Here is a 24,733-nt window from a genome sequence, read left to right on the forward strand (position 1 = left end):
TGGTCATGGTTCGCTGGCCGGGGTCACCGGGAAAAGCCGGGCAGGGCTTCGTCCGCGCTGTTGCCCACGAGGTAGTTGCGCCAGAAGCTGGGCTCGCGTTGTTCGGCGTTGGCACCCGGCAGGGCCGCGTTTACCTGTGCGGTCTGGGAGAAGGGCTTGACGAGGTGCGGCGTGACCACGATCACCAGCTCACGCTCGTTCTGCTGGTAGTCCTGGCGCTTGAACATGGCGCCCAGCACCGGCAGGTCGCCGAGCATGGGCACCTTGTCCAGGCTGGAGGTGGTGGTGCGGCTCACCAGGCCACCGATCACGAAGCTCTCGCCGTCGCCGAGCTCGACCGTGGTGTCGGCGCGGCGCGTGGTGAGTGCGGGCACCGCGACACCGTTGAGCCGGACCGCGTTGGTGAAGTCGAGATCGCTCGCCTCGGGCGCAACCTTGAGCACGATGCGCTGGTTGGACAACACCGTGGGCGAAACCGTCAGGCCGATGCCGAAGGGTTTGTATTCGATGGTGGTGGAGCCCAGGCCCTGGGCCACCGGCACCGGGATCTCGCCGCCGGCGAGGAAGTTGGCGCTCTGGCCCGACAGCGCCACCAGGGTGGGCTCGGCCAGCACACGCGCCAGGCCGTTGCCTTCCAGCAGGCCCAGGTTGAGGCCGATGTTGGCCTTGCCGAAGTTCAGCAGCAGACCGAAGGCCTGCGCCAGCGGCGAGGTGGAGCCGGTGTCGAGCCCACCGCCGCTGGAGAAGGTGAAGTCGTTGAGCGTGCTGGGCGAGAACACGCCGAAGCTGAAGCCGTGTTTGTTGGGCGCGGTGCTGAAGATGTTCAGGCCGGCCTGCTTGAGCACGCGCTTGTTGAACTCGACGATCTTCACCTCGACCTGCACTGTCTGGCTCTTCACGTTGAGCTGCGAATGGTCGGCCAGCGGAGCTTTGTCAGGGCGGGCCGCAAGCGCGTTCTCACGCGCCTGCTGGTGCTCGGTGGCCGAGTCGAACTGGCCCTGCAGCGTGGCGGTGCCGCGCTGCACGTTCACGGTGTAGGTGGTGGCGGCGTCGTTGCCGCGCTCCCACACCAGCAGCGAGGTGCTGCCCGGTGCCTTGCCGGTGATGATGAGCCGCGCGCCGGGCGCACCGCGCTGCTTGCGCGTGACCAGCACCGAGGCAACCTGTTCGTTGGCCAGGGCGATGCGGTCCACACCTTTGTGGATCACCAGTTCTTCCTGGGTGCCGGCGGCCAGCGTGAGCTGCGCCGAGGACGCCGCATGGGCGGGCACCGGGGCATGGGTCAGTGCCGTGACCGGCTGCTGCGCGAACAGGCCACCCGAGGTGGCGGTCGCCAGCAGGCCGGCCAGCAGCGACAGGCGGGGCCAGCGTGACGCGCGTGGCGACAGGCTGGGGAACGGACGCTTGGGGGTGTTGGACATGCGGTTCACCTGTGATGGGAGGGCGTGTGGCTCAGTCGCGAACTCGTTAGCGAACTCAACTCAGTAGCGGACGGTGTCGCGGCGGTCGCCGCGGATGATCTCGACCTCCAGCCCGGCGGGCGCGGCCGCGGCCATCACCGGGCGCGAGGTGCTCACCGGGCGGCTGGCCGGGCGCGTGTTCGGGGCACCGGCGGACAGGTCCTGCGCGGTCAGGCCGGCGTGTGCGCGGTCCATGCCGGTCAGCTGGGCGCGTGGCGCTTCGCCGCGTTTGGCGGCCTGGGGTTGCAGGGCGGTCGGCAGTTCGGCGAACAGCGCCGGATCTGGCTCGGCCATGTCGTTGGGGTGGCGCAGCGCCAGCAGCAGGCGGCCCGTGGCCTCGCCCAGTGCCAGGCGGTTCACGTCTTCCACACGCACGGCCAGCACGGCGGTGCGTGCGGGCTGCGGCGCGTTGCCGGAGGGGCGCTGGGCGGCGCGGCCTTCGCCGTTGGTGGCGGGCATGCTGTCAACCGAGGCGCTGCCATAGGCCAGCACACGCATGCGCGGCAGCAGCAGGCGCGACTGGCTGCGCTCAACGTCCTTGCTGTCGGCCTTGAGGGCGAAGAACACGTCAACGAAGTCACCCGGGCGCACGCTGTTGCCCACGCCCATGACTTCATCGGCCTTCACGGCCACCGCGCGTTCACCGGTTTCCAGCCGCATCGCCAGGCCGGAGACCAGCTGGTTTTCCAGCAGCGGTGCGCCGGTGCCGAGGTCGAACACCGGCACCCGGCCGGCCACTTCGGCCACCGTCATGAAAGCGCCAGCGGGGTTGATCGGCAACTGGGCCACGCGCAGTGCGCTGGCCTCGATCGCCTCGCCCGCCGGCAGCGGCTTGTTGGCCACCACCACCGGAAAAGTGGCTTCCGCCGCGGGGCGCGCCGCCTGCTGGGGCTGCACCACCGGCTGGGCCGGCTGGCGGCTGAGCATCCAGGCGTAGCCGGCCAGCAGCAGGGCCACCAACACCAGCACGGCGGCAATGATTTTGGAGAATCGGATCATGGTGTTGTGGATGTGTGTGGGTTGATCGGTGCCGCGTTGGCGATCAGCCGTGCGTGCGCCAGGCCATGTGGACCAGGGTGGCGACGGCGAGGTAAGCGGCGAAGGGGATCGGCCGTGTGAGGCGGCCGTCGCCGGCGGTCCGGCCCGAGAGGGCCAGCGCCAGGCGCGGGGCATACGGCCAGCGTTGCAGCGCCAGCAAGAGCAGGCTGTGCAAACCGGCCAGCACGCTGGCGATGGCCCAGATGGGCAGCAAGGCTTGCCAGCCGACCCACAGGCCCAGGGCGGCGGCGAACTTGACGTCCCCCGCGCCCATCATCCCGAGGGCATAAAAACAGAGCAGCCCCGCGAAGCCTGCGGCACCGCCCAGCAGCGCCTGCGACCAGCTCAGGCCGAAGGGCTGCAGGCCGGGCAGCAGGGCCAGCAGCGCCAACGCCATGCCCACCAGCACCAGGCTGTTGCGGATGCGCCGCTCACGGCCATCGTGGGCGATGGCGACGAGCAGCCAGAGCAGCAGGATCGGGGTCATGGGGTGGCGCCGGGCAGGGTGGGCTTGTGTGGGATCAGCCGGTGACACCCGTGGCCGCGTTGCGCACTTTCAGGAAGATCGCATCCAGCGTGTCTTGCACCCCGTTGTCGCCGGTGAACACGGCAACCAGGATGATGGCCATCAGGCCGGCGATGATGCCGTATTCGATGGCCGTGGCGCCTTCTTCGTCACGCAGGAAACGGGAAATGTGCTTTTTCATGGTGAAACTCCTTGGTTGAGGAAACGAGGGAAATCCCGGTTGGAAAAACTGGCCGTGTTATTGGTGTGTTGCACGGCTGTTGACTAAAAATGGCATGCGCAGGTATTACCGCAATTGTCGAAAATGTGGCCCTTGGTTCAAATCGCCAACAATGCCTTTGGCGAGGGCCGGTGAATATTGTTCGATAACGCAACCTCCGTCTTCTGTGTATCGGTTCATATGCATGCAAGTCCTTGAAAATCCAGGATTTCTCATAGTTTTGTCCAACTTTCCCCGCATGCCTTGTCAGTCTAATTCCTATTAATCAATTGCACTACCCAGCCGGACCTCTTTCGCTTTTTTCGGCCGTTTCCGGATGGGGTTCCGGTTGATCTGCCAATACTATCGACGCGGTGTTTTGATAATGAAGGGAAATCGTGCCTTTGAAGCATCCAATAATTGGCTTTGCCCCTGTTTTGTGAGATTTTTCGCGCATCGACCATGGCCAATGGCATTGGTGGTCAATTGGATGTGAATGGTTTGGGGTTAATGGGCTGGGGAAGTACGAAAAACCAATTACGGGCAATCGGCTGTAGCACTTGGCGGGCACGGCCAGCACGGACGGGTTCGGGTCAGTCCATCGGCACGCTGGCGCCAGGGCCGGCAAGCCGTGGGTGCGGTGGACCGGAGAGGCAGAAGAACAAGAGGTGCGCCGGCAAGGCAGGCGAGTGGACGGGGGCCGCAAGACGGCGAGGCAGCAAGGCAGCGGAACAGCGAGGGCGAAGCTGGTGAGGTCCGTGAGAGCGGCAAGACCAGCAAGACCAGCAAGACCAGCAAAACCAGCAAAACCAGCAAAACCAGCAAAACCAGCAAGAGCGGCAAGAGCGGCAAGAGCGGCAAGAGCGGCAAGAGCGGCAAGAGCGGCAAGAGCGGCAAGAGCGGCAAGAGCGGCAAGAGCGCCGCCGCGTCCCACTGCGGGTAAGCCCGGGTGTTCACGCCGCGATGGCCTTCTAGAATTACGCGTAATTACAGGTGATTACGGATGCGACTGGTGCTCAACTCTCTGCATGACGAAGTGGCCGCCCAGCTGCGGTCGCGCATCTTCGAAGGCCAGCTCGTCCCCGGCAGCTTCGTTGACGAGCCGGCGCTGTGCGCCGCGCTGTCCATCTCGCGCACCCCCTTGCGCGAGGCGCTCAAGGTGCTGACGGCCGAGGGGCTGTTGCGCCACGAGCCGCGGCGCGGCTGTTTCGTGAGCGAGATCACCGAGCGCGACCTGGACGAGATCTTCCCGGTGATCGCCCTGCTGGAAGGGCGCTGCGCCTTCGAGGCCGCCAACAACGCCACCGACGCCGACCTGCAGGCCCTGGAGCGCCTGCACGACCGGCTTCAGAGCAGCGCGAAGGCGCGCCGCATCACCGAGTACTACGAGGCCAACTTTGCGATCCACGAGGCGCTCATCACCCTGGCCAACAACCGCTGGCTGGCGCAGGTGATCGGTGACCTGCGCAAGATCCTCAAGCTGGCGCGGCTGCAGCAGCTGCACGCGCCGGGCCGGCTGGACCAGAGCCTGAGCGAGCACATGGCGGTGTTCGCCGCGCTCAAGGCGCGCGATGCCGAAGGCGCCGAGGCCGCCATGCGCACGCATCTCACGCGCCAGCGCGTGGCCTTGCGCGAGCTGGCCCGCAGCCAGACGTCCAGGCTGTCGGCATGAGCGTTTTCTTTTCACCGCGCAGGGAGGCGCCGCAAGCATGACACCACCGGACTGGCTCTCACAAGGCGTCTCGCTGCTGCGGCCCTCGGAGAAAGCGCGCGCACCACGCTCCACCCAGGAGCGCCTGAAGGCCACGCTGCGGCACGACGAAGAGGCGATGTCGCCGCGCGTGCTGCGCCAGACCCTGAAGGACTTGCAGGCCATCGTTGACCCGATGGTGAGCGAGGTGGAGGGCGGGCGGCGCGCGCAGGCCATGATGGACTGGTACGCCACCGCGTCACCACCGCACCGGCGCGACCTCTGGTTGCTGATGAGCGAACGTTTCGTGGCCGACCCCGTGCGGGTGAAGAAGGCGCAGGCCGAGTTCGCCGCCGCCGTCGGCACGCCCGACGAAGCCGCGGCCGAGGTGCGCTACCGCCGCGCCACGGTGTCGCCGCGGCGGCGCCTGCTTCAGCGTTTCAGCGCCAACCCGGACGGCGTGCGTTTCCTGGTTGACATCCGGGCCGAGCTGCAGGGGCAGCTCAAGTCCGACAAGCGCCTGCTCGCGCTCGACGTCGAGATGGAATACATGTTCTCCACCTGGTTCGACGTGGGCTTTCTGGAGCTGCGCCGCATCAGCTGGGACTCGCCGGCTTCGCTGGTGGAAAAGCTCATCAAGTACGAAGCGGTGCACGACATCCGCAGCTGGGCCGACGTGAAGAACCGGCTCGACAGCGACCGCCGCTGCTACGGCTTCTTTCACCCGCGCCTGCCGGACGAGCCGCTGATCTTTGTCGAGGTGGCGTTGATGAACCAGATCACCGCCAGCATCACACCGCTGCTGGACGAGGCCGCCGCCCCGGCCGACCTGGACCGCGCCACCACCGCCATCTTCTATTCGATCAGCAACACCCAGACCGGCCTGAAGGGCGTGAGCTTCGGCGACTCGCTCATCAAACACGTGGTGGAGACGCTGCAGCAGGAGTTTCCGCGCCTCAAGACCTTTGCCACGCTCTCGCCCATTCCCGGCCTGCGCGGCTGGCTGGCGAAAAACGCGCCGGCCGAGCTGCTGAAGGACTGGGAGCGCCCGGACGAACTGGCCGAGGCCTCGCCCGGTCGCCGCAACCTGCTGGGCTGGGCCGCGCGTTACCTGGGGCAGGAACTCAACGACGGGCGCCCGCTCGACCCGGTGGCGCGCTTCCACCTCGGCAACGGCGCGCGCGTGGAGCGCCTGAACTGGGCCGCAGACCCCTCGGCCAAGGGCCTGAAACAGTCCTATGGACTGATGGTCAATTACCTCTACGATCTCAAGCGGCTGGACAAGCACCGCACATCACTCGCACAGGGACGGATACCGATCGCCGCGGCCATCAAGGACCTCTACCTCTGAGACCGCCTGTTTCAACCAGAAAGACGGAGACAAGAAGATGACGAATGCCCACTTGAATCGACGAGACATCCTGCGCACCGCCGTGGCCGGTGCCGCCCTGTACGCCACCAGCGGCCACGCCCAGTCGGGCTGGCCCACCAAACCGGTGACCATGGTCGTGCCGTTCCCGGCCGGCGGTGGCACCGACGCCTTTGCCCGCCCCATGGCGGCGCAGTTCTCGCGCCTGACCGGCAAGAGCCTGGTGATCGACAACCGGGGCGGTGCCGGCGGCACGCTGGGCGCGAGCATCGCGGCCAAGGCCGCACCGGACGGCTACACCTTGTTCATGGGCGCGGTGCACCACGCCATCGCGCCCAGCATGTACCCCAAGCTGGACTACGACATCGAGAAAGACCTGGTGCCGTTGATCCTGGTGGCCAGCGTGCCGCAGGTGGTGGTGGTCAACCCCAAGCGCGTGACCTCGGCCAACTTCAAGGAATTCCTCGCCATGGCCAGGGCCAACCCGGGCAAGCTCAACTACGCCTCGGCCGGCGCCGGCACCTCGCACCACCTGGCGGGCGAGCTGTTCAAGCAGCAGACCAAGACCTTCATCACCCACATTCCCTACCGCGGCGCCGGCCCGGCGCTCAACGACCTGATCGCCGGCCAGGTGGACGTGATGTTCGACGGCCTCGGCTCGTCTGCCGCCCACATCAAGGGCGGACGCATCAAGCCGCTGATGGTGTCGGGCAACCAGCGCAGCGCGGCTTTCCCCGACGTGCCCTGCGCCGCCGAAGTGGGCCTGCCGGACTACAACGTCACCACCTGGTACGGCGTCTGGGCCCCGCGCGGCACGCCGGCCGATGCCCAGGCGCGCGCCATCGAAGAGATCCGCAGGGCCGTCAACTCCGACGAAGCCAAGGCCGTCTGGGCCGGCCAGGGCGCGGAGTTCGCCAACGTGAGCGGCCCGCAGTTCGACGCCTTTGTCAAGGGCGAGGTGCGCAAGTGGGCCCAGGTGGTCAAAGCCTCGGGCGCCACTCTCGAATGAGCGACCTCGGGCGGGTGCATCTGGCCATCGGCGATCACGCGCTCGCGCGCGTGACGCTGAGCCATCCGGGCAAGTTCAACGCCATGTCGCGCCGCATGTGGCGCGAGCTCCAGGCCGTCTTCACGCAGCTGCAGGCGCGCACCGAGCTGCGTGGCGTGGTGGTGGCCGGCGAGGGCGGCCACTTCTGCGTCGGTGGTGACATTGCCGAGTACCCCGGCTTCCGTTTCGACGCCGAACAGCTGCGCCACTTCCACGAAGAAGAGGTGTGGGGCGGCCTGAGCGCCATGCTGGCCTGTGACCTGCCGGTGTTGGCGCAGATCGACGGCAACTGCATGGGCGCCGGCGTGGAGATCGCCAGTTGCTGCGACATCCGCGTGGCCGGGCAGGGCGCGCGCTTCGGCGCGCCGATTGCCCGGCTGGGTTTTCCGATGGCACCGCGCGAGGCCCGGCTGGTGGCGCGCGAGGCCGGCCTGGCCACCGCACGCGAGATGCTGCTGGAGGCCGCGGTGCTCGATGCCGACACCCTGCTGGCGCGCGGTTTCCTGCACGCGGTGCTGCCCGACGAGCAGGTGGCGGAGGGCGTGGCGGCGCGGGTCCAACGCATCGCGCGCCTGGCCCCGCAAGCCGCGCGCCTGAACAAGCAGACGCTGCGCGCGCTCACCGACGGCGAGCCGTTGCAGGCCATCGTGCAGCGTGCCTACCATTACGCCGACCAGGCCGAACACCAGGAAGGCATCAGCGCCTTTCTGGCCAAGCGGCCACCCGTTTTCTGAACCCGTCCGATTTTTCCTTTTCTTGTTTTCGTTCACCCACATGGAACCCAACCACAACCTGTATGCCGCCCTGCGCGCGGCCTTTCCCGCCGACCTCGACAGCACCGCCGTGGAGACGGTGGGCGGCGCCATGCCCGGCCTGCACTACTCCTGGCGCGACCTCGACCGCGCCAGCGCCATGATGGCCAACCTGCTGGTCTCGTTGAAGCTGCCGGCCGGCTCGCGCATCGCGGTGCAGGTCGAGAAGTCGGTCGAAGCGCTGGTGCTCTACCTCGCCACCTTGCGCGCCGGCCACGTGTTCCTGCCGCTCAACACCGCCTACCAGGCCGGTGAAATCGAGTACTTCGTCGGCAACGCCGAACCCGCCGTGGTGGTGTGCAGCCAGGCCAACTTCGGCTGGGTGTCCAAGATTGCCTTCAAGGCCGGCACGCGCCATGTGTTCACCCTCAACGACGACCGCAGCGGCAGCCTGCTGGAGCGCGCCGCACACCACAGCGACCAGCACACGCCGGTGCACAGTGCCGCCGACGAGCTGGGCGTGATCATCTACACCAGCGGCACCACCGGCCGCAGCAAGGGCGCCATGCTGTCGCACGGCAACATGCTGAGCAACGCCCAGGTGCTGCGCAGCTACTGGGGCTGGAAAGACGGCGATGTGCTGATTCACGCACTGCCCATCTTCCACGTGCACGGCCTGTTCGTGGCCATCCACGGCGCGCTCATCAACGGCAGCAAGATGCTGTGGCTCAACAAGTTCGAGCCGCGCGCGGTGCTGGAGAACTTCCCGCGCGCCACCGTGTTCATGGGCGTGCCCACGCTGTACACCCGCCTGCTCGCCGAGCCGGGTCTCACGAAGCAGCAGGTGTCGAACATGCGCCTGTTCGTCTCGGGGTCGGCGCCGCTGCTGATCGAAACCTTCGACGACTGGAAGACCCGCACCGGCCACACCATCCTGGAGCGCTACGGCATGAGCGAGACGGTGATGATCACCTCCAACCCCTACGCGGCCGATGCGCGCCACGGTGGCCAGACCGAGCGCCGCGGCAGCACCGTGGGCTTCCCGCTGCCGGGCAATGAGCTGCGCGTGGTGGACGATGCCAACCAGGCCATGCCGGTGGGCGAGATCGGTGCGATCCAGGTGCGTGGGCCGAACGTGTTCAAGGGCTACTGGCGCATGCCGGAGAAAACCGCCGAAGAGTTCACCGCCGACGGTTTCTTCAAGACCGGCGACGTGGGCCGCATCGACGAGCGCGGTTACGTGAGCATCGTCGGGCGCAGCAAGGACCTGATCATTTCAGGCGGCTACAACGTCTACCCGGCCGAGATCGAAGCGGCGATCAACGAGATGCCGGGCGTGGCCGAGAGCGCGGTGGTGGGCGTGCCGCACCCGGACTTCGGCGAAGTTGGTGTGGCGGTGGTGATCGCCAGGCCCGGTGCGGTGGTGCAGCCCGACGCGGTGGTGGCCGCGCTCAAGGCACAGCTGGCCAACTTCAAGATTCCCAAGCGCTGCGTGGTGCTGCCCGAGCTGCCGCGCAATACCATGGGCAAGGTGCAGAAGAACCTGCTGCGCGACCAGTACAAGGGCTTGTTCGTTTCCTGAGTCCTTCCCGGGCCGATCCCGGGCCGTTGGCCTGTCGACGTCCGCGCGCCAGCGCGGGCGCCTCATTCCACCGGCGGGGTTGCCGCGGAAAAGGCCGCTCTCGCCGAGATGACGTGCTCCCGCAGGTGGGACACCAGCACGTCCACGTTCGGCGGCTCCAGGATGTCCATGTGTCTTCCGGGCACGCGTGTCACGCTCAAGCCGGGCACCAAAGAGCGCCAGCCGTAGGCGGGTGTGGTGGAGGCGTCGTCGGCGGCCTGCAGGAACACCACGGGCAGATCGGCGGGCGTGGCGTTGTAGTTGCGAATCGCCTGCGTGTAAGCGCGGATGCGCAGGCTGCCCGGCTCGTGGCGCGTGTTGACCTGCTTCTTGTACACGCGGAAGACGTGCAGCAGGTGACGCACGCCCTGGCGGCGGATCATGCGCAGGCGCCGGCAGATGCCGGCCCAGAGGTACTTCACGCCGCGTCCGGGCAGCATGGAGTCGAGCAGGACGATCAGCCCGATCTCTTCTCCCGCCGCTTGCAGGCGCTGCGCGACCTCGTAGGCCAGCACGCCGCCGATCGAGAAGCCGCCCAGGAAGTAGGGGCCGTGGGGCTGGATGCCGCGGATCAGGTCGATGTATTCCAGGGCCAGGGTTTCGACCGACAGCGTGGGTGGTGGTGCGTCGGCCGGCCAGCGCAGCAGGTCGATTTCGGTTTGCGAGAACACGCCGTACACCGGCATCTGAGCGCCCAGTTCCCGCGCCAGATGGCGGTACTGGTCCGTGCCGGCCAGCAGGAACAGGCCCGGGCCGTCGCCATGGGGTTGCAACACGGCCACCGGGACGACGGGCGCGTCGGCGGGCTGTTCCAGGGCCGCGGCCAGATCGGCCACCGTGGGGCGTTCGAACAGCAAGCGCAATGGGCACGGTCGTTTCAGCGCCGCTTCCATGCGGCTCACCACGCCCACGGCCAGCAGCGAGTGCCCGCCGAGATCGAAGAAGTTGTCGTGCACACCGAACGGGCCGATCTGCAAGGTCTGCTGCCAGATCGCGGCAATCGTGCGCTCGATGTCGTTGCGCGGCGCCACCATGGTGGCAACCGAATCGGTGTGGCCGCTCGGCGGAACCGGCAAGGCCCGGCGGTCCGTTTTGCCGTTGGGCAGCACGGGGATGGCGTCCATTTCCATGAACACGGCGGGCACCATGTGGTCCGGCAAGGCTTGGCGCAAGTGCTGGCGCAGGTGTTCGCGCAAAGGCATGGGCCCATGGGGCACCACGTAGGCGACCAGCCTGGGCTGCCCCGGAAGGTCTTCGCGCAGCGACACGATGGCGCGTGACACGCCCGAATGGGTCAGCAGGTTGGTTTCAATCTCGCCCAGCTCGACCCGGAACCCGCGGATCTTGATCTGGTCGTCCAGCCGGCCCAGGTGTTCGAGCGAGCCATCGTGCCGCCAGCGCCCGCCATCGCCCGTGCGGTAGATGCGCCTGTTCTCTGCCAACTGCGCATCGGGCTGGTCGATGAAGCGCTCTGCGGTCAGCTCCGGGCGCTTGTAGTAACCCAGGGCCACGCCGGTGCCGCCGATGTAGATCTCGCCAGGCACACCGATGGGGCAGGGCTGCAGGTTCTGGTCCAGCACCTGGATCGAGGTGTTCGCAATCGGCGGGCCGAGGGCGATGGCCTGCGTGGCCTCCGATGGCAGCTTCCAGCAGCTCGACCAGATCGTCGTTTCGGTCGGGCCGTACATGTTCCAGACCTCGGCGCACCGCGTGAGCAAGAGGGTGGCCAGCTGCGGCGTCAGCGGTTCACCACCCACGAGTGCCTTGAGCTGTGGAGAGCCCTTCCACCCGGAGTCGATCAGCAGGTGCCAGCGCGACGGGGTGGCCTGCAGCGTGGTGATGTTTTCGCAGCGCAACACCTCGGACAAGGCGCGGCCGTCGGTGCACTGTTCTTCGTTGGCGATGACCACGGTGCCACCCACGCCCAGCGGCAGAAACAGCTCCAGCGCCGCGATGTCGAAGCTGGGCGTGGTGACGGCGAGCAGGCGGTCTTGCGCGGTGAGGCCCGGCCTGCGCGCCATGCTGGCGAGAAAGTTGACCACTGCCCGGTGTGGCACCACGACGCCTTTGGGCACCCCCGTGGAGCCCGAGGTGTAGATCACGTAGGCCGGGTCTTCGGGCCCGGCATCGCGCAGCGCATCGGCTTCGAGTGGGGTGGCCGCAGTGGCTGCCACCTGCGCGCGGTCCACGTCCAGCAGCAGCCTGGGTGGTTGCTCGCGCGGCAGCGCCACCGACGAGTGGGTGATCAGCAAGGCCATGTCGGCATCGTCGATCTGGTGGTTCAAACGCTGGACCGGGTAGGCCGGGTCCAGTGGCACGTAGGCCGCGCCAGTCTTCAGGATGGCGAGCAGGGCGATCACCAGATCGTTGCCGCGGGGCAGGCAGAGGCCGACCCGGCTGCCGCGTGCAATGCCGCGCTGGCGCAGCCACCGCGCCAGGCGGTTGCTCTCTTCGTCCAGCGCCTGGTGCGTGAGCCGCTGCTGGCCGAACACCAGCGCGTCTTTGTGGGCCGATGGCGCGAGGCCGCCTGCCACCCACTCGACAATGGTGCGGGCCGCCGGCGGTTCGGAAGGCCCGAGCGACCAGGTTTGCAGGCGGTCACGTTCGGCCTCGCTCAGCAGCGGGATGGTGGACACGTGGGCCGAAGACGCGGCAACCGCCGCACGCAGGATGTTCTGGACGTGCTCGCCCATGCGTTGCACGGTCTCGCGCGTGAACAGGTCGGTGGCGTACTCGAACACCAGCGACTGGTCGTAGAGCATGTCCGCGACGATGGTCAGGTCGAACTGCGTCGAGGCCCGGTCGAAGTCGAGCCGGGACCACTGCAGCCCGGCGAAATCGGATTCACGCGCCTGGACGTTGACCTGGTTGAACATGACGTTGAACAGCGGCTGCCGCACGGCGCCCGCACGGCCGGCCAGTTCCTGCACCAGCAGCTCGAACGGCATGTCCTGGTGCGCGAAGGCTTCCAGCGACACATCACGCACCCGGGCCAGCACGGTGGCGAAGTCGGGGTCGCCGTTCAGGTCGGTGCGGAACACCAGGGTGTTCACCAGGGTGCCGATCAGATTTTCCGAAGCCAGCTGGTGGCGGTTGGCGATGGGCACTCCGATCGGGATGTCCGTTTTGCCGGTGTGCCGGTGCAGCATCACGTTGAGCGCGGCCATGAACACCATCGACAGGCTGGCGCCGTGGGCCGTGCCCAGCTGGCGCAGCGAGGTGATGTCTTCAGGCGTCAGCGGAAACCGGATGGCCGCACCGCGGAAGCTCTGCTGCCGGGGGCGCACAAAGTCCTCGTTCAGTGGCAGCGGCTCCATGCCTTCCAGGCGGCGCGACCAGAAGCTCAGCTCGCGCGCGCGCCGTTCGCCTTCAAACCAGGGGCGGTGCCAGCTGGCGTAGTCCGCATACTGGATGGGCAGGCTGGGCACGGTGGCCTCGACGCCGGCCTGGATGGCGCTGTAGTGCGCGGCCAGTTCCCGGCCCAGCTGGGCGAACGACCATTGATCGCAGACGATGTGGTGCATCACGATCAGCAGCACGGCCTGTTGCTCGCCGGTGTGAATCACCTGGGTGCGGAACAGCGGGCACCGGTCCAGCTGGAAAGGCAGGCAGGCGACTTCGGCGAGGTGGCGCATCAGGGCGCCTCGGGATGCTGGCGTGCCATCGTCGGGCATCCGCACTTCGTCGATGACCACCGGCGGGGCCGCGACGACTTCGGCAAACACGCCTTCGGGTGACTTGACGAAACGGGTGCGCAGGATTTCGTGCCGTTCGACCACGCGTGACAGCGCGGCCTGCATGGCCGACACATTGAGTGGGCCGCTCAATCGAATCGCCAGTGGCACGTTGTAGGCGCTGCCTTGCGGATCCAGCTCGTGCATGACCCACATGCGTTCCTGGGAGAACGTCAATGCGACCCGTGCGCCGGGCGGGCGCGGGCGCTCGGGGGCCTTGATCGCTTCCGGCGAGGCCGATTCGGCGGGCGCCGCCGGCGCCTGCATCACGGCACGGGCCAGGCCCGGCAGGGTGGGGTTCTCGAACAAGGCGCGGATCGGCAGTTCGACGCCGAGCCTCGTCCGCAGGCGCGACATGAGTTGCGTGGCGAGCAGGGAGTCGCCGCCGAGCTCAAAAAAATGCGCGTCGGGTTCCACCGACTCGACACCCAGCACATCGCACCACAGGCGGGACAGCTCGTCCATGAGCGCCGGGGGGGCGTCGTTCTCCGGTGCTGGCGTCGGCAGCGAGGGCGTCTGTACCGCCAGCCGCATCGGCTCCAGCGCGCCTTGCAGGTAGAGGCGCCGTGCGGCGCTGCGCTGCGGCTTGCCGCTGGAGGTGAGGGGCAGGCTGCCTGCGCGTAAGGGCACGATCTCATGCAGGTCCAGCTGGTGCTCGGTGGCCACCCGTTTCTGAATGCCGTCGATGAGTTCGCGCACCGCTTCTGGCGAGGCGTGCCGCTGGCATTCAACCAGCATGACCACCGCTTCCTTCTGTCCCTGGTCCACCGAGACCGCGATGACGCGGCCGGATCGCCTGTCGGTGTCCGCCAGTTCGGCGGCCCGCTCCAGGTCTTGTGGGTACAGGTTGCGCCCGTTCACCACGATCAGGTCTTTGAGGCGACCCGTGACGAACAGCTCGCCTTCGCGCAGGAACCCCAGATCGCCCGTGCGCAGATACGGCAAGCCATCCGCATGTTCCCCCGCCAGGGTGGCGCCGAAGCTCTCGGCCGTGGCCGCGGGCTGTTGCCAATACCCCCGGCCCACGCTGGGCCCCGCCACCCAGATTTCGCCCACACGCCCGGCGGCGCAGGGCAGCGCGGTGGCGGGATCCACGATGCGCAACTGGAAGCCCGGCAGCGCCGGGCCGCAGCCCACCAGGGTTCTGGTGCCGGGCGTTTCTGCGGCGGCGGGCTTCACTTCATGCTGTTCGAGCGCCTGCGCATCGACCAGGGCTTTTTGCAAGGGCGTCCGGATGTCGCGCACGGTCACGGCCAGCACCGCTTCGGCCAGGCCATAGGATGGTGCGAGCACCGTTGCATCGAACCCATGGGGCGCGAAGGCCGCGGCGAAGGCGTCCAGCGTCGCGGAGCGCACCGGTTCGGCGCCACACGTGGCGAGCTGCCAGCCGTCCAGCTGAGCGCTCCATTTCGGTGTGCGCGACAGGGCCTGAACGCAGGCCGCGTAAGCAAAGTTGGGCGCACCACTGTGCGTCACGTGGTGCTTCTCGATGGCTTCCAGCCACCGCAAGGGACGCAGCAGGAACTGCCCGGTGGCCATCAGGAACGAGACGCCGCCCGAGAACAGGGGCTGGATCACGCCGTGCACCAGGCCGTAGTCGTGGAACCAGGGCAACCAGGTCAGGGCCCGCACGCCCTGGGTGCCCAGGCCGGACATCATGGCCTGGCATTGGGCCAGCAGGTTGCCGTGCGTGATCTGCACACCCCGGGGGGCACTGGTGGACCCGGAGGTGTACTGCAGGTAGGCCATGTCCGCCAGGCTGTCGGTGGCGGGTGTCGACACGGTTTGGTCGGGTGCCGGTGGCTCGGCCAGCAGGGTTGGCAGCGAACGCCATGGCACACAGGGGATCTGTGCGCGGGCTGTGGCCAGGTGGCTTTCGTGGGTCAGCGCGAGTGCCACGCCGGCGTCGCTGGCAATGCCTCGCAAGCGCGATCCGCTGTCGTCCAGGCTGCGGATGTCTGGCGCCGGTGCGGGAATGGGAATCACACGGGCCAGCACACAGCCCCAGAACAGCTGCACCGCTTCCAGATCGTTGTTGAAGGCCAGCAGCACCCGGTCGCCGGGGCGGGTGAGTCCACGCAGATGCTGCGAGATGGTCGCGGCGGCGCTGCCCAGCTCGCCGTAGCTCAGGCTTTGAGCAACTTCAAGGTCTCTGCCGAGGAACACATAGGCCGGGCTGTCCGCATGACTGGCGATGCGTGAGAGCAGGAGCGCGCGAAGGTCCTTGTCTTTGGGTATGGGCGTCGGGGCGGCGTTCGCGTTCTGTGAGGACATCTGGCAATGCGTTATGTGCGCGCCTGCGATCGTTTGGCCAACAGGCCAGACGACATCGGAAGGCTGTCGGAGGTGCGCAGGGAAGGTAGTTGCTGCAAGCTTCGGGCCAGTGGCCGTTTCGGAGGGCAGCAATCAAGCCCGACAGGTTTCCATGCGCTGGATGCAGCGCAGGTCCGCCGTGCTGAGATGGAGTGGCGCGGCATGCAACGGTGCCCCGCCCGAATTGGGAGTGTGATACGGCGTTCCACTGGGGTTGTGCAGACGCACCTTCAGGCCGCAAAGACCTGCCGGCATTTCCATGGCGGATGTCTGCTGACCGCGCGATTGTAGGGGGGTACCCGGTACCCCTCATGACCGAATCGCGGGGAACCGGTCAATTTCCACGCTTGTGCGTTTTCATGCGCGTGCGCCGCTCACGCTGCCGTGTTCTGGTACCCCGCCCAGGGCGGTGGGGTTGACCATTTAGATTACATCAAAAGGCTCAATCTGGTGAGCTCCAGGCCTGCACCGCCGACCGCATGAGGTCGGCGCCCGCATCAGCGCAACACCAGCACCGGAATGTGCGAGTGCGTCAGCACCTGCTGCGTCTCGCTGCCGAGCAGCAGGCGTTTGATGCCGCGGCGGCCATGCGAGGCCATCACGATCAGGTCGCACTTGTTGCGCTTGGCCGCGGCGATGATGGCCTCGGCCACCAGGTCGGACTTCACCGTCACCGGCTTGACCTTCACCTCGCGCAGCTGCCCCGCCGACTTCACCGCGTTCACCGCGACGAGGGCGTCTTCCTGCCACTGCTTCTCGATGCGCGCGACCTCGGCCGAGGCCAGGGCCACGCCACCCTCGAAGTAGGTCTGTGGATACCGCGGGATGACCTTGAGGGCGACCACTTCGGCGCCCGTCAGGTCAGCCAGATTGATGCCGTGTTCCACCGCTTGCTGGGACAGCTTGGAGCCGTCGGTGGCGACCAGAATTCGTTTGTACATGTGCATCTCCTTGTTGGTTGTGAACCCGGAAGCTTCAGGTTAACAAAGCAGGGGGCCCATGTGTTGATTTGCATCAAACCCGCACGAGGTGGCGTGGAATAGGCTTGCAGCATGCAACTGGCCGCTTCCGCGTACCCGGCGCGGCTCACCTCCACCGCAACGGCAGCTCCCGACCCCGCCCCGACCCCGATGGCGTACACCGACGTGTTCGGTGCGCACCGTGGCGCCTTGACGGTGACCGACGACTTCGCCGTGCTCGACGACCCGGCCGAGCAGGCCACCTTCACGCGCGCCTGCGGAGCCCCGGATGGCGGCAAGGCCCTGGCCGAGTCGGTGCTGGTGGTGCAGGGCATGTACTGCGCGGCCTGTGCCGACGCGGTGGAGTCGGCGCTGCAGGGTGTGACCGGCGTGCAGTACGCCCAGGTGCACGCCGCCACGCGCCGCCTCACGCTGCGCTGGGACCCGGCGCTCACGCCGCTGTCGGCGCTGGCGCGCGCCCTGGGGGCGGTGGGCTACCGCGTGTTGCCGATGCAGCAGGCGCTGTCGGTGGACCAGCGCCTGCGCGAGACGCGGCAGGCGCTGTGGCGCCTGTTCGTGGCCGGCTTCTGCATGATGCAGGTGATGATGTACGCGTGGCCGGCCTACGTGACCACGCCGGGCGAGATCCCGCCCGACATCGAACAGCTGCTGCGCTGGGCCAGCTGGGTCATCAGCCTGCCGGTGGTGTTCTTCGCCAGCGGCCCGTTTTTCTCCAGCGCCTGGCGCGACCTCAAACACGGCCGCATCGGCATGGACACGCCGGTGTCCATCGGCATCCTGGTCACCTTCCTCGTCAGCTCGGCCGCCACCTTCGACCCCGCCGGCCCCTGGGGCGCCGAGGTCTGGTTCGACTCGCTCACCATGTTCGTGTTCTTCCTGCTCGGCGGGCGTTACCTGGAGCACAAGGCGCGTGACCGCACCGCCGGCGCGCTCGACAGTTTGATGAACCGCCTGCCCGAACTGTGCGACCGCCTGAATGCGCAGGGCGAGTACGAGGCGGTGTCGCTGCGCCGCCTGCAGCGCGGCCACACCGTGCGGGTGCAGGCCGGCCAGGCCTTCCCGGCCGACGGTGTGCTGCTCGACAGCAGCGCGTCGGTGGACGAGGCCTTGCTCACCGGCGAGTCGCACCCCGTGACCCTGCTCGCAGGGCAGCCCGTGGTGGCTGGCAGCTTCAACCTCGGCGGGCCGGTGCGGGTGCGCGTCGAGCGGGTGGGGGCGGACACGCGCTTCGCCCAGATCGTGCAACTGATGGAGCGCGCCTCCACCGAAAAACCGCGCCTGGCCGTGCTGGCCGACCGCATTGCCGCGCCCTTCCTGGTGCTGGTGCTGCTGGCCGCCGCCGGCGCGTTCGCCTGGTGGTGGCAGACCGACCACACGCAGGCGCTGGCGGTGGCGGTGGCGGTGCTCATCGTCACCTGCCCGTGCGCGCTGTCGCTGGCCACCCCGGCGGCGATGCTGGCATCGGCCGGCGCGCTGGCGCAGCGTGGTGTGCTGGTGCGTCGCCTGCAGGCTTTTGAATCGCTGGCCGGCATCGACGCGGTGGTGTTCGACAAGACCGGCACCCTGACGCACGACCGCCTGCTGCTGCAAGGCATTGCCACGCGCAACGGTGTGGACCGCGCGCAGGCCCTGGCACTGGCCGGCGCGCTGGCCGAGGGCTCCCTGCACCCGGTCTCGCGCGCCATCACCCAGGCGGCCGCGGCCGAAGGTGTGACGCTGGCCCCGCTGGCGGGCCACACCGAAACGGCCGGGCAGGGCATGCAGGCCCTGTCGCCCGATGGCCACTGGGTGCGCCTGGGCTCGCTGGGTTTCTGCGGCATGGAGGCACCGCCTCCTGGCAGCTTCGGCTGGGACGACGGCGCACCCGCCGTGCACCTCAGCGATGCCGATGGCTGGCTGGCGAGTTTCGGCCTGCAGGAAGCCCTGCGCGACGACGCCGTGGCCACGGTGGCTGCCCTGCACGCGATGGGTGTGCGCACCTGGCTGCTCTCGGGCGACCGCGAGGCCGCCGCGCAGGCGGTGGCGCAGGCGGTGGGCGTGGACCACGTGATCGCCGGCGCCTCCCCCGAACAGAAGCTGCGCGAGCTGCACACGCTGCAGGCGCGCGGCCTGCGGCTGGCGATGGTGGGCGACGGCCTGAACGACGGCCCCGTGCTGGCGCGTGCCGACACCTCGTTCGCGCTCGGCCACGCGGCGCCGCTGGCGCAGGCGCAGTCGGACTTCATCGTGCAGAGCGGCCAGGTGATGGACGTGGTGCGCACGCTCACGCAGGCCCGCGCCACGCTGCGCACCGTGCGGCAGAACCTGGCCTGGGCAGCCGCCTACAACGTGGTGTGTGTGCCACTGGCGCTGGCCGGCTACATGCCGCCCTGGCTGGCGGGGCTGGGCATGGCGCTGAGTTCGTTGCTGGTGATCGGCAACGCCTTGCGGCTGGCGCGGCGCTGAGCCGGGCGCAGAGAAGGAGACCCCGATGGACAGCCTGTACCTGCTGATACCGCTCTCGGTGCTGATCGTGTTCGCCATCATCGGCGTGTTCTGGTGGGCGTTGCAGGCCGGCCAGTTCGACAACGTCGACCGCGAAGGCGAGCGCATCCTGAAGAACGATTGAGAGCCCGCTTGACCTAGGTCAAGGCGCACAAGGAACTCCGTGCGCACACTGTCTGCAGTGACATTGGCAAGGAGTTTTTTGTATGTCCGTGACCCGACAGAACCGCCCTTCGGCGGTCTACAACGACAAGGTGGTTCGGCAGTTCGCCCTCATGACAGTGGTCTGGGGCGTGGTCGGCATGCTGGTTGGCGTGATCATCGCCGCGCAGCTCACCTGGCCCGGCCTCAACATGGGGGTGGAGTGGCTGTCTTACGGCCGCCTGCGGCCGCTGCACACCAACGCGGTGATCTTCGCCTTCGGTGGCTGCGGCTTGTTTGCCGCCAGCTACTACGTGGTGCAGCGCACCTGCCAGGTGCGCATCTTCTCGGATGGCCTCGCTGCCTTCACCTTCTGGGGCTGGCAGTTGGTGATCGTGCTGGCCGCCATCTCGCTGCCGCTGGGCTACACGCAAGGCAAGGAATACGCCGAGCTGGAGTGGCCGATTGACCTGCTGATCGCAGTCGTCTGGGTGGCCTACGCGGTGGTGTTCTTCGGCACCATCGGCCGCCGCAAGGTGCGCCACATCTACGTGGCCAACTGGTTCTTCGGCGCCTTCATCCTCGCGGTGGCGGTGCTGCACATCGTCAACAGCGCAGCGGTGCCGGTGGACTTCTTCAAGAGCTACTCGGCCTATGCCGGCGTGCAGGACGCCATGGTGCAGTGGTGGTACGGCCACAACGCGGTGGGCTTCTTCCTCACCGCCGGTTTCCTCGGGATGATGTATTACTTCATCCCCAAGCAGGCCGAGCGCCCGGTGTACTCGTATCGCCTGTCGATCGTGCACTTCTGGGCCCTGATCTTCACCTACATGTGGGCCGGCCCGCACCACCTGCACTACACCGCACTGCCGGACTGGACGCAATCGGTCGGCATGGTGTTCTCGCTCATCCTGCTCGCGCCCAGCTGGGGCGGCATGATCAACGGCATCATGACGCTCTCGGGCGCCTGGCACAAACTGCGCGACGACCCGATCCTGCGTTTCCTGATCGTCTCGCTCTCGTTCTACGGCATGTCGACCTTTGAAGGTCCGATGATGTCGATCAAGACGGTGAACGCGCTCTCGCACTACACCGACTGGACCGTGGGCCACGTGCACTCCGGCGCCCTCGGCTGGGTCGGCCTGGTGACCATGGGCTCGATGTACTACCTGATTCCGCGCCTGTACGGCCAGAAGAAGATGTACTCGGTGCCGGCCATCGAACTGCACTTCTGGATTGCCACCATCGGCATCGTGCTCTACATCGCCGCGATGTGGATCGCCGGTGTGATGCAGGGCCTGATGTGGCGCGCGGTCAACCCCGACGGCAGCCTCACCTACACCTTCGTCGAATCGGTCAAGGCCACCTTCCCGTTCTACGTCATCCGCCTCGCGGGCGGTGTGCTGTACCTCGCCGGCATGGTGGTGATGCTGTGGAACACGGTGATGACCGCCCGTAACGGCCAGCCCGAAGACGCGCGCATTCCCGCTCTCAACCCCGCCCACGCCTGAGGAGCCACAACCATGGCCGACAACAACAAGCCCCAGGGTTTCACCCACGAGCGGATCGAGACCAACAACTTCCTGATGATCGTGCTCATCGTGCTGGTGATCGCGGTCGGTGGACTGGTGGAGATCGTTCCGCTGTTCTTCCAGAAGTCCACCACCCAGCCGGTGGAAGGCCTCAAGCCCTACAGCGCGCTGCAGATCGCCGGACGCGACGTGTATGTGCGCGAGGGTTGCTACAACTGCCACTCGCAGATGATCCGGCCCTTCCAGGCCGAGACGCTGCGTTACGGCCACTACTCGGTGGCCGGCGAATTCGTCTACGACCGGCCCTTCCAGTGGGGCAGCAAGCGCACCGGCCCCGACCTGGCGCGCGTGGGCGGCCGCTACAGCGACGAGTGGCACCGCATCCACCTGAACGACCCGCGCGACCTGGTGCCCGAATCCAACATGCCGGCCTACCCCTGGCTGGAGAAGAAGAAGGTGGACGCGGCCGGCCTGCCCAAGCGCATGCAAGTGCTGCGCACGCTGGGCGCGCCGTACACCGACGAGGAGATCTCCGCGTCCGTCACCGACGTGCAGGGCAAGACCGACATGGACGCGCTCATCGCCTACCTGCAGGTGCTGGGCACCGCCATCAAGTGAGCGCAAGCCACCGCAAGGAGAAAACAACATGGATCTCAATGACCTGCGCAGCGCCGTCACCGTCATCAGCCTGCTGACCTTCCTGGGCATCGTGGCCTGGGCCTGGTCGCGGCGCAACCAGTCGCGCTTCGACGAGGCAGCCCTGCTGCCGTTCCAGGACGAAGCCATCACCGACACCACGAGAGAACCCTCATGAGCGACTTCACCAGCGAATTCTGGTCCTGGTATGTGGCCGGGCTGACGCTGATCAGCATCCTGGCCTGCCTCGTCCTGCTGTGGATCAGCGGCACCACCAAGGTCAAGTCCGCCGACGACAACACCACCGGACACGTGTGGGACGGCGACCTGCGCGAGATGAACAACCCGCTGCCCAAGTGGTGGGTCTACCTGTTCATCATCACCGTCGTGTTCTCGCTTGCCTACGGCGTGCTGTACCCGACCTTCGGCAAATACCAGGGCCTGCTGGGCTGGTCGTCCGAAGGCCAGCACCGCGCCGAGGTGGAGAAGGTGCAGCAAGCCGTTGCGCCCCTGTACGCACAGTTCGCCGGCATGGAAGCGCCACAGCTCGCGGGCGACGCCGCGGCCATGGCGATCGGTGAGCGCCTGTTCATGAACAACTGCGCCCAGTGCCACGGTTCGGACGCCCGCGGTGCGCGCGGTTTCCCCAACCTCACCGACGGCGACTGGCTGTGGGGCGGCGACCCGGCGGCCATCAAGGCCAGCATCACCGACGGCCGCACCGGCGTGATGCCGCCCATGGCCGCAGCGGTCGGCTCGCCCGAAGACGTGCGCAACCTCGCGCACCACGTGCTCAGCCTGTCGGGCAGCCCGCACGATTCGATCCGCGCCGCCCTGGGCCGCAGCAAGTTCGGCGCCTGCGCCGCCTGCCACGGCATGGACGGCAAGGGCAACACCGCGCTGGGTGCCCCCAACCTGACCGACAAGACCTGGCTGCACGGCTGGGGCGAAGAGGCCGTGATCCGTGCCGTGACGCAGGGCTTCAACAACCACATGCCGGCACAGGCGGGCAAGCTCAACGCCGACCAGATCCATGTGCTGACCGCCTACGTGTGGCGCTTCTCGAACAAGCCCGCCGCGGCCAACTCCAACTGAAAGGCATGGGTCCACAGCCGTGACGCAACCTGCTCCTGCCGCACCCGCTCGCATCAAAGCCAGCATTCCCATCGTGCCCGCCGACGACGACACCATGGTGTCGTTGTACGCGGCGCGCGAGAAGATCCAGCCGCGTTCGGTGTCGGGTGTTTTTGCGCGCTGGCGCTGGCTCATGGTGTGGCTGACGCAGCTCGTCTTCTACGGCTTGCCCTGGCTGCAATGGAACGCACGCCAGGCCGTGCTGTTCGATCTGGAGGCGCGCCGCTTCTACCTGTTCGGCCTAGTGCTGTATCCGCAGGACTTCATCTACCTCACCGGCCTGCTGGTGGTGTCGGCGCTGTCACTGTTCCTGTTCACTGCCGTGGCCGGGCGCCTGTGGTGCGGCTTTGCCTGTCCGCAGACGGTGTACACCGAGATCTTCATGTGGATCGAGAAGCGGGTGGAGGGCGACCGCTCGGCGCGCCTGCGCCTGGACAACGCGCCGATGTCGGCCGCCAAGCTCGGCAAACGCACGCTCAAGCACGTGCTGTGGATTGCGGTGGCCTTGTGGACGGGTTTCAGTTTCGTCGGCTACTTCACACCCATCCGCGAGCTGGGCGCGCTCACGCTGGCGTTGGCGCTCGGCCCCTGGCAGCTCTTCTGGGTTCTGTTCTACGGCTTCGCCACCTATGGCAATGCGGGCTTTCTGCGCGAGCAGGTCTGCAAGTACATGTGCCCCTATGCGCGCTTCCAGAGCGCGATGTTCGACCGCGACACCATGATCGTCACCTACGACGCCCGGCGCGGTGAACCACGTGGTGCGCGCTCGAAAAAGGCGGACCCGAAGGCGATGGGCCTGGGCTCCTGTGTGGACTGCACGCTGTGCGTGCAGGTGTGCCCGACCGGCATCGACATCCGCAAGGGCCTGCAATACGACTGCATCGGCTGCGCCGCCTGCATCGACGTCTGCGACGACGTCATGGACAAGGTGGGCTACCCGCGCGGCCTGATCCGCTTCTCGACCGAAAACGGCATGGCCAACGGCTGGAACATGCGGCAGATGCTGCGGCGCGCCTGGCGTCCGCGCGTGCTGGTGTACACCGGCGTGCTGCTGGCCATCGCGCTCGGGCTGGGCCTGAGCCTGTTCATGCGCACGCCGCTGAAGGTGGACGTGATCCGCGACCGCGGCGCGCTGGCGCGGCAGGTGGAGGAGGGGCGTGTCGAAAACGTGTTCCGACTGCAGATCATGAATGCCACCGAGACGACGCAGCGTTATGCGATCTCGGTCTCGGGCCTGCCGGGCGTGAGCCTGGCGTCGGACGCCGAGGTTGAAGTCCTGTCCACCGAAGTGCGTGCGGTCGCAGCGCGGGTGCAGTTGCCACCCGATGCGGCATCGCCCGGCTCGCACCCCATCCAGTTCCATATCCGCGCCACCGACGCCGCCGGCGTCCAGGTCACCGAAAAAGCGGCCTTCGTCGTGCCGCGCTGATCACCCTGTTTTTCCCCAAGGAGCTTTGCATGAACCGCTCGATCTCTCCCGCCGCCACCGCGGCCAGCGCCGCGCCGCTGCCCTGGTGGCGTGTGCCTCAGATGTGGCTGGTGGTGGGTGGCCCGGCGGCCGTGGTGGTGGCCAGCCTGATCACCGCCGCCATCGCCGTCACGAACGCCGACCCGGTGCTCGACAAGGCCGCCATGGAGCGCGACCGCGAGGCCGCGCTCAGCCTGCAGGGCGCGGCGCGCGATGAGGCACTGATCAAGCTGCAACCGGCCCACCAGGCGCGCAACCATGCGGCTTCGCCGGTGGTGCCGCAGCCGGCGGCGGAGCACTGAGATGCGGGCGCGCCACTGGATGGGCATCGCCTGGCCGGCCTTCCTGCTGGCCGGTGTGCTGGAGATGCTGGTGTTCGCGATGGTCGACCCGAGCGACCTGCATGGCTTTGGCGGCCAGCCGCTGACGTGGTCGCGCCAGGCGGTCTACACCGTGGCGTTCTTCGTGTTCTGGGGTATCACGCTGGTGTCCAGCGCGCTGTCGGTGTGGCTGACCGGCGTGGGGGCAGGGCGTGAGGAGGACGTCAGCCGCAGGTCTGGGGATTGACGATGTGGCGCAGGCCGTCGGTGTTCTTGATGTGCACGTAA

The 24,733-nt window shown here is 67.6% G+C and carries 21 protein-coding genes; 15 read left to right on the forward strand and 6 right to left on the reverse strand.

What is annotated here, in order from left to right; translation table 11 throughout:
• Positions 1-23 precede the first annotated feature (23 nt).
• The 4 genes from HPA01S_RS05450 to HPA01S_RS05465 are packed head-to-tail and all read right to left on the reverse strand — an operon-like array spanning position 24 to position 3,205.
• Positions 24-1,421, reverse strand: a complete 1,398-nt coding sequence (locus tag HPA01S_RS05450; RefSeq protein WP_066267609.1) for a type II and III secretion system protein family protein — start codon at positions 1,419-1,421, stop codon at positions 24-26.
• Positions 1,422-1,481: 60 nt separating this feature from the next.
• Positions 1,482-2,459: a Flp pilus assembly protein CpaB gene (gene cpaB, locus HPA01S_RS05455; protein ID WP_066267611.1), complete on the reverse strand. Its 978-nt coding sequence runs from the start codon at positions 2,457-2,459 to the stop codon at positions 1,482-1,484.
• Positions 2,460-2,502: 43 nt separating this feature from the next.
• Positions 2,503-2,985 carry an A24 family peptidase gene (locus HPA01S_RS05460; RefSeq protein ID WP_066267613.1) on the reverse strand — a complete coding sequence of 161 codons (483 nt, stop codon included), beginning with the start codon at positions 2,983-2,985 and terminating at the stop codon, positions 2,503-2,505.
• A 34-nt stretch (positions 2,986-3,019) separates the two neighbouring features.
• Entirely contained in the window at positions 3,020-3,205 is a 186-nt protein-coding gene (locus HPA01S_RS05465) for a Flp family type IVb pilin (RefSeq protein ID WP_066267615.1), read from the reverse strand.
• 658 nt (positions 3,206-3,863) lie between these two features.
• Here HPA01S_RS05465 and HPA01S_RS22990 point away from each other — a divergent pair.
• The 6 genes from HPA01S_RS22990 to HPA01S_RS05490 are packed head-to-tail and all read left to right on the forward strand — an operon-like array spanning position 3,864 to position 9,664.
• Positions 3,864-4,166 (forward strand): hypothetical protein, encoded by a 303-nt coding sequence (locus HPA01S_RS22990; RefSeq protein ID WP_157084908.1) that lies wholly within the window; start codon positions 3,864-3,866, stop codon positions 4,164-4,166.
• Between the two features lie 60 nt (positions 4,167-4,226).
• Positions 4,227-4,895, forward strand: a complete 669-nt coding sequence (locus HPA01S_RS05470) for a GntR family transcriptional regulator (protein ID WP_066267617.1) — start codon at positions 4,227-4,229, stop codon at positions 4,893-4,895.
• A gap of 37 nt (positions 4,896-4,932) precedes the next feature.
• Positions 4,933-6,264 (forward strand): malonyl-CoA decarboxylase, encoded by a 1,332-nt coding sequence (locus HPA01S_RS05475; RefSeq protein ID WP_066267619.1) that lies wholly within the window; start codon positions 4,933-4,935, stop codon positions 6,262-6,264.
• A 37-nt stretch (positions 6,265-6,301) separates the two neighbouring features.
• Complete coding sequence (locus tag HPA01S_RS05480; protein WP_066267622.1) at positions 6,302-7,291, forward strand: Bug family tripartite tricarboxylate transporter substrate binding protein; 990 nt, start codon at positions 6,302-6,304, stop codon at positions 7,289-7,291.
• Positions 7,288-8,064, forward strand: coding sequence for an enoyl-CoA hydratase/isomerase family protein (locus HPA01S_RS05485; protein ID WP_066267624.1), 777 nt, complete (start codon positions 7,288-7,290; stop codon positions 8,062-8,064). Before HPA01S_RS05480 ends, HPA01S_RS05485 begins: the two co-directional genes overlap by 4 nt.
• A gap of 40 nt (positions 8,065-8,104) precedes the next feature.
• Positions 8,105-9,664 (forward strand): malonate--CoA ligase, encoded by a 1,560-nt coding sequence (locus HPA01S_RS05490; RefSeq protein ID WP_066267676.1) that lies wholly within the window; start codon positions 8,105-8,107, stop codon positions 9,662-9,664.
• Positions 9,665-9,726: 62 nt separating this feature from the next.
• Here the strand turns inward: HPA01S_RS05490 and HPA01S_RS05495 are convergent, their stop codons facing one another.
• Complete coding sequence (locus HPA01S_RS05495; protein ID WP_066267626.1) at positions 9,727-15,711, reverse strand: non-ribosomal peptide synthetase; 5,985 nt, start codon at positions 15,709-15,711, stop codon at positions 9,727-9,729.
• Positions 15,712-16,247: 536 nt separating this feature from the next.
• Positions 16,248-16,691, reverse strand: a complete 444-nt coding sequence (locus tag HPA01S_RS05500) for a universal stress protein (protein WP_066267628.1) — start codon at positions 16,689-16,691, stop codon at positions 16,248-16,250.
• 111 nt (positions 16,692-16,802) lie between these two features.
• Between HPA01S_RS05500 and HPA01S_RS05505 the strand changes: the two genes are divergently transcribed.
• The 9 genes from HPA01S_RS05505 to HPA01S_RS05545 all read left to right on the forward strand — a co-directional run bounded on the left by HPA01S_RS05505 (position 16,803) and on the right by HPA01S_RS05545 (position 24,692).
• Entirely contained in the window at positions 16,803-19,175 is a 2,373-nt protein-coding gene (locus HPA01S_RS05505; RefSeq protein ID WP_245638576.1) for a heavy metal translocating P-type ATPase, read from the forward strand.
• A gap of 25 nt (positions 19,176-19,200) precedes the next feature.
• Positions 19,201-19,338, forward strand: a complete 138-nt coding sequence (ccoS, locus tag HPA01S_RS05510) for a cbb3-type cytochrome oxidase assembly protein CcoS (protein ID WP_066267631.1) — start codon at positions 19,201-19,203, stop codon at positions 19,336-19,338.
• 82 nt (positions 19,339-19,420) lie between these two features.
• Complete coding sequence (ccoN, locus tag HPA01S_RS05515; protein ID WP_066267633.1) at positions 19,421-20,866, forward strand: cytochrome-c oxidase, cbb3-type subunit I; 1,446 nt, start codon at positions 19,421-19,423, stop codon at positions 20,864-20,866.
• 12 nt (positions 20,867-20,878) lie between these two features.
• A complete protein-coding gene (ccoO, locus tag HPA01S_RS05520; protein WP_066267635.1) occupies positions 20,879-21,505 on the forward strand; it encodes a cytochrome-c oxidase, cbb3-type subunit II in 627 nt (208 codons plus the stop codon).
• Positions 21,506-21,533: 28 nt separating this feature from the next.
• On the forward strand, positions 21,534-21,701 hold the full coding sequence (locus HPA01S_RS05525) for a cbb3-type cytochrome oxidase subunit 3 (RefSeq protein WP_066267637.1): 168 nt from the start codon (positions 21,534-21,536) through the stop codon (positions 21,699-21,701).
• Complete coding sequence (ccoP, locus tag HPA01S_RS05530; RefSeq protein WP_066267639.1) at positions 21,698-22,618, forward strand: cytochrome-c oxidase, cbb3-type subunit III; 921 nt, start codon at positions 21,698-21,700, stop codon at positions 22,616-22,618. Before HPA01S_RS05525 ends, ccoP begins: the two co-directional genes overlap by 4 nt.
• A 94-nt stretch (positions 22,619-22,712) precedes the next feature.
• Positions 22,713-24,086, forward strand: coding sequence for a cytochrome c oxidase accessory protein CcoG (gene ccoG / locus HPA01S_RS05535; RefSeq protein ID WP_084360489.1), 1,374 nt, complete (start codon positions 22,713-22,715; stop codon positions 24,084-24,086).
• 29 nt (positions 24,087-24,115) lie between these two features.
• Positions 24,116-24,427, forward strand: coding sequence for a hypothetical protein (locus HPA01S_RS05540; RefSeq protein ID WP_066267642.1), 312 nt, complete (start codon positions 24,116-24,118; stop codon positions 24,425-24,427).
• 1 nt (position 24,428) lies between these two features.
• Positions 24,429-24,692 (forward strand): hypothetical protein, encoded by a 264-nt coding sequence (locus HPA01S_RS05545; protein WP_066267644.1) that lies wholly within the window; start codon positions 24,429-24,431, stop codon positions 24,690-24,692.
• Positions 24,693-24,733: the final 41 nt, after the last annotated feature.

Origin of the sequence: Hydrogenophaga palleronii NBRC 102513 (assembly GCF_001571225.1) — a bacterium.
GTDB classification, from domain to species: Bacteria; Pseudomonadota; Gammaproteobacteria; order Burkholderiales; family Burkholderiaceae_C; genus Hydrogenophaga; species Hydrogenophaga palleronii.

Excerpts from the sequence above, each read along its gene's own strand:
- HPA01S_RS05450 (WP_066267609.1), bottom strand. The coding sequence starts at position 1,421 with ATGTCCAACACCCCCAAGCGTCCGTTCCCCAGCCTGTCGCCACGCGCG.
- cpaB (WP_066267611.1), bottom strand. The coding sequence starts at position 2,459 with ATGATCCGATTCTCCAAAATCATTGCCGCCGTGCTGGTGTTGGTGGCC.
- HPA01S_RS05460 (WP_066267613.1), bottom strand. The coding sequence starts at position 2,985 with ATGACCCCGATCCTGCTGCTCTGGCTGCTCGTCGCCATCGCCCACGAT.
- HPA01S_RS05465 (WP_066267615.1), bottom strand. The coding sequence starts at position 3,205 with ATGAAAAAGCACATTTCCCGTTTCCTGCGTGACGAAGAAGGCGCCACG.
- HPA01S_RS05470 (WP_066267617.1), top strand. The coding sequence starts at position 4,227 with ATGCGACTGGTGCTCAACTCTCTGCATGACGAAGTGGCCGCCCAGCTG.
- HPA01S_RS05475 (WP_066267619.1), top strand. The coding sequence starts at position 4,933 with ATGACACCACCGGACTGGCTCTCACAAGGCGTCTCGCTGCTGCGGCCC.
- HPA01S_RS05480 (WP_066267622.1), top strand. The coding sequence starts at position 6,302 with ATGACGAATGCCCACTTGAATCGACGAGACATCCTGCGCACCGCCGTG.
- HPA01S_RS05485 (WP_066267624.1), top strand. The coding sequence starts at position 7,288 with ATGAGCGACCTCGGGCGGGTGCATCTGGCCATCGGCGATCACGCGCTC.
- HPA01S_RS05490 (WP_066267676.1), top strand. The coding sequence starts at position 8,105 with ATGGAACCCAACCACAACCTGTATGCCGCCCTGCGCGCGGCCTTTCCC.
- HPA01S_RS05495 (WP_066267626.1), bottom strand. The coding sequence starts at position 15,711 with ATGTCCTCACAGAACGCGAACGCCGCCCCGACGCCCATACCCAAAGAC.
- HPA01S_RS05500 (WP_066267628.1), bottom strand. The coding sequence starts at position 16,691 with ATGTACAAACGAATTCTGGTCGCCACCGACGGCTCCAAGCTGTCCCAG.
- HPA01S_RS05505 (WP_245638576.1), top strand. The coding sequence starts at position 16,803 with ATGCAACTGGCCGCTTCCGCGTACCCGGCGCGGCTCACCTCCACCGCA.
- ccoS (WP_066267631.1), top strand. The coding sequence starts at position 19,201 with ATGGACAGCCTGTACCTGCTGATACCGCTCTCGGTGCTGATCGTGTTC.
- ccoN (WP_066267633.1), top strand. The coding sequence starts at position 19,421 with ATGTCCGTGACCCGACAGAACCGCCCTTCGGCGGTCTACAACGACAAG.
- ccoO (WP_066267635.1), top strand. The coding sequence starts at position 20,879 with ATGGCCGACAACAACAAGCCCCAGGGTTTCACCCACGAGCGGATCGAG.
- HPA01S_RS05525 (WP_066267637.1), top strand. The coding sequence starts at position 21,534 with ATGGATCTCAATGACCTGCGCAGCGCCGTCACCGTCATCAGCCTGCTG.
- ccoP (WP_066267639.1), top strand. The coding sequence starts at position 21,698 with ATGAGCGACTTCACCAGCGAATTCTGGTCCTGGTATGTGGCCGGGCTG.
- ccoG (WP_084360489.1), top strand. The coding sequence starts at position 22,713 with ATGGTGTCGTTGTACGCGGCGCGCGAGAAGATCCAGCCGCGTTCGGTG.
- HPA01S_RS05540 (WP_066267642.1), top strand. The coding sequence starts at position 24,116 with ATGAACCGCTCGATCTCTCCCGCCGCCACCGCGGCCAGCGCCGCGCCG.
- HPA01S_RS05545 (WP_066267644.1), top strand. The coding sequence starts at position 24,429 with ATGCGGGCGCGCCACTGGATGGGCATCGCCTGGCCGGCCTTCCTGCTG.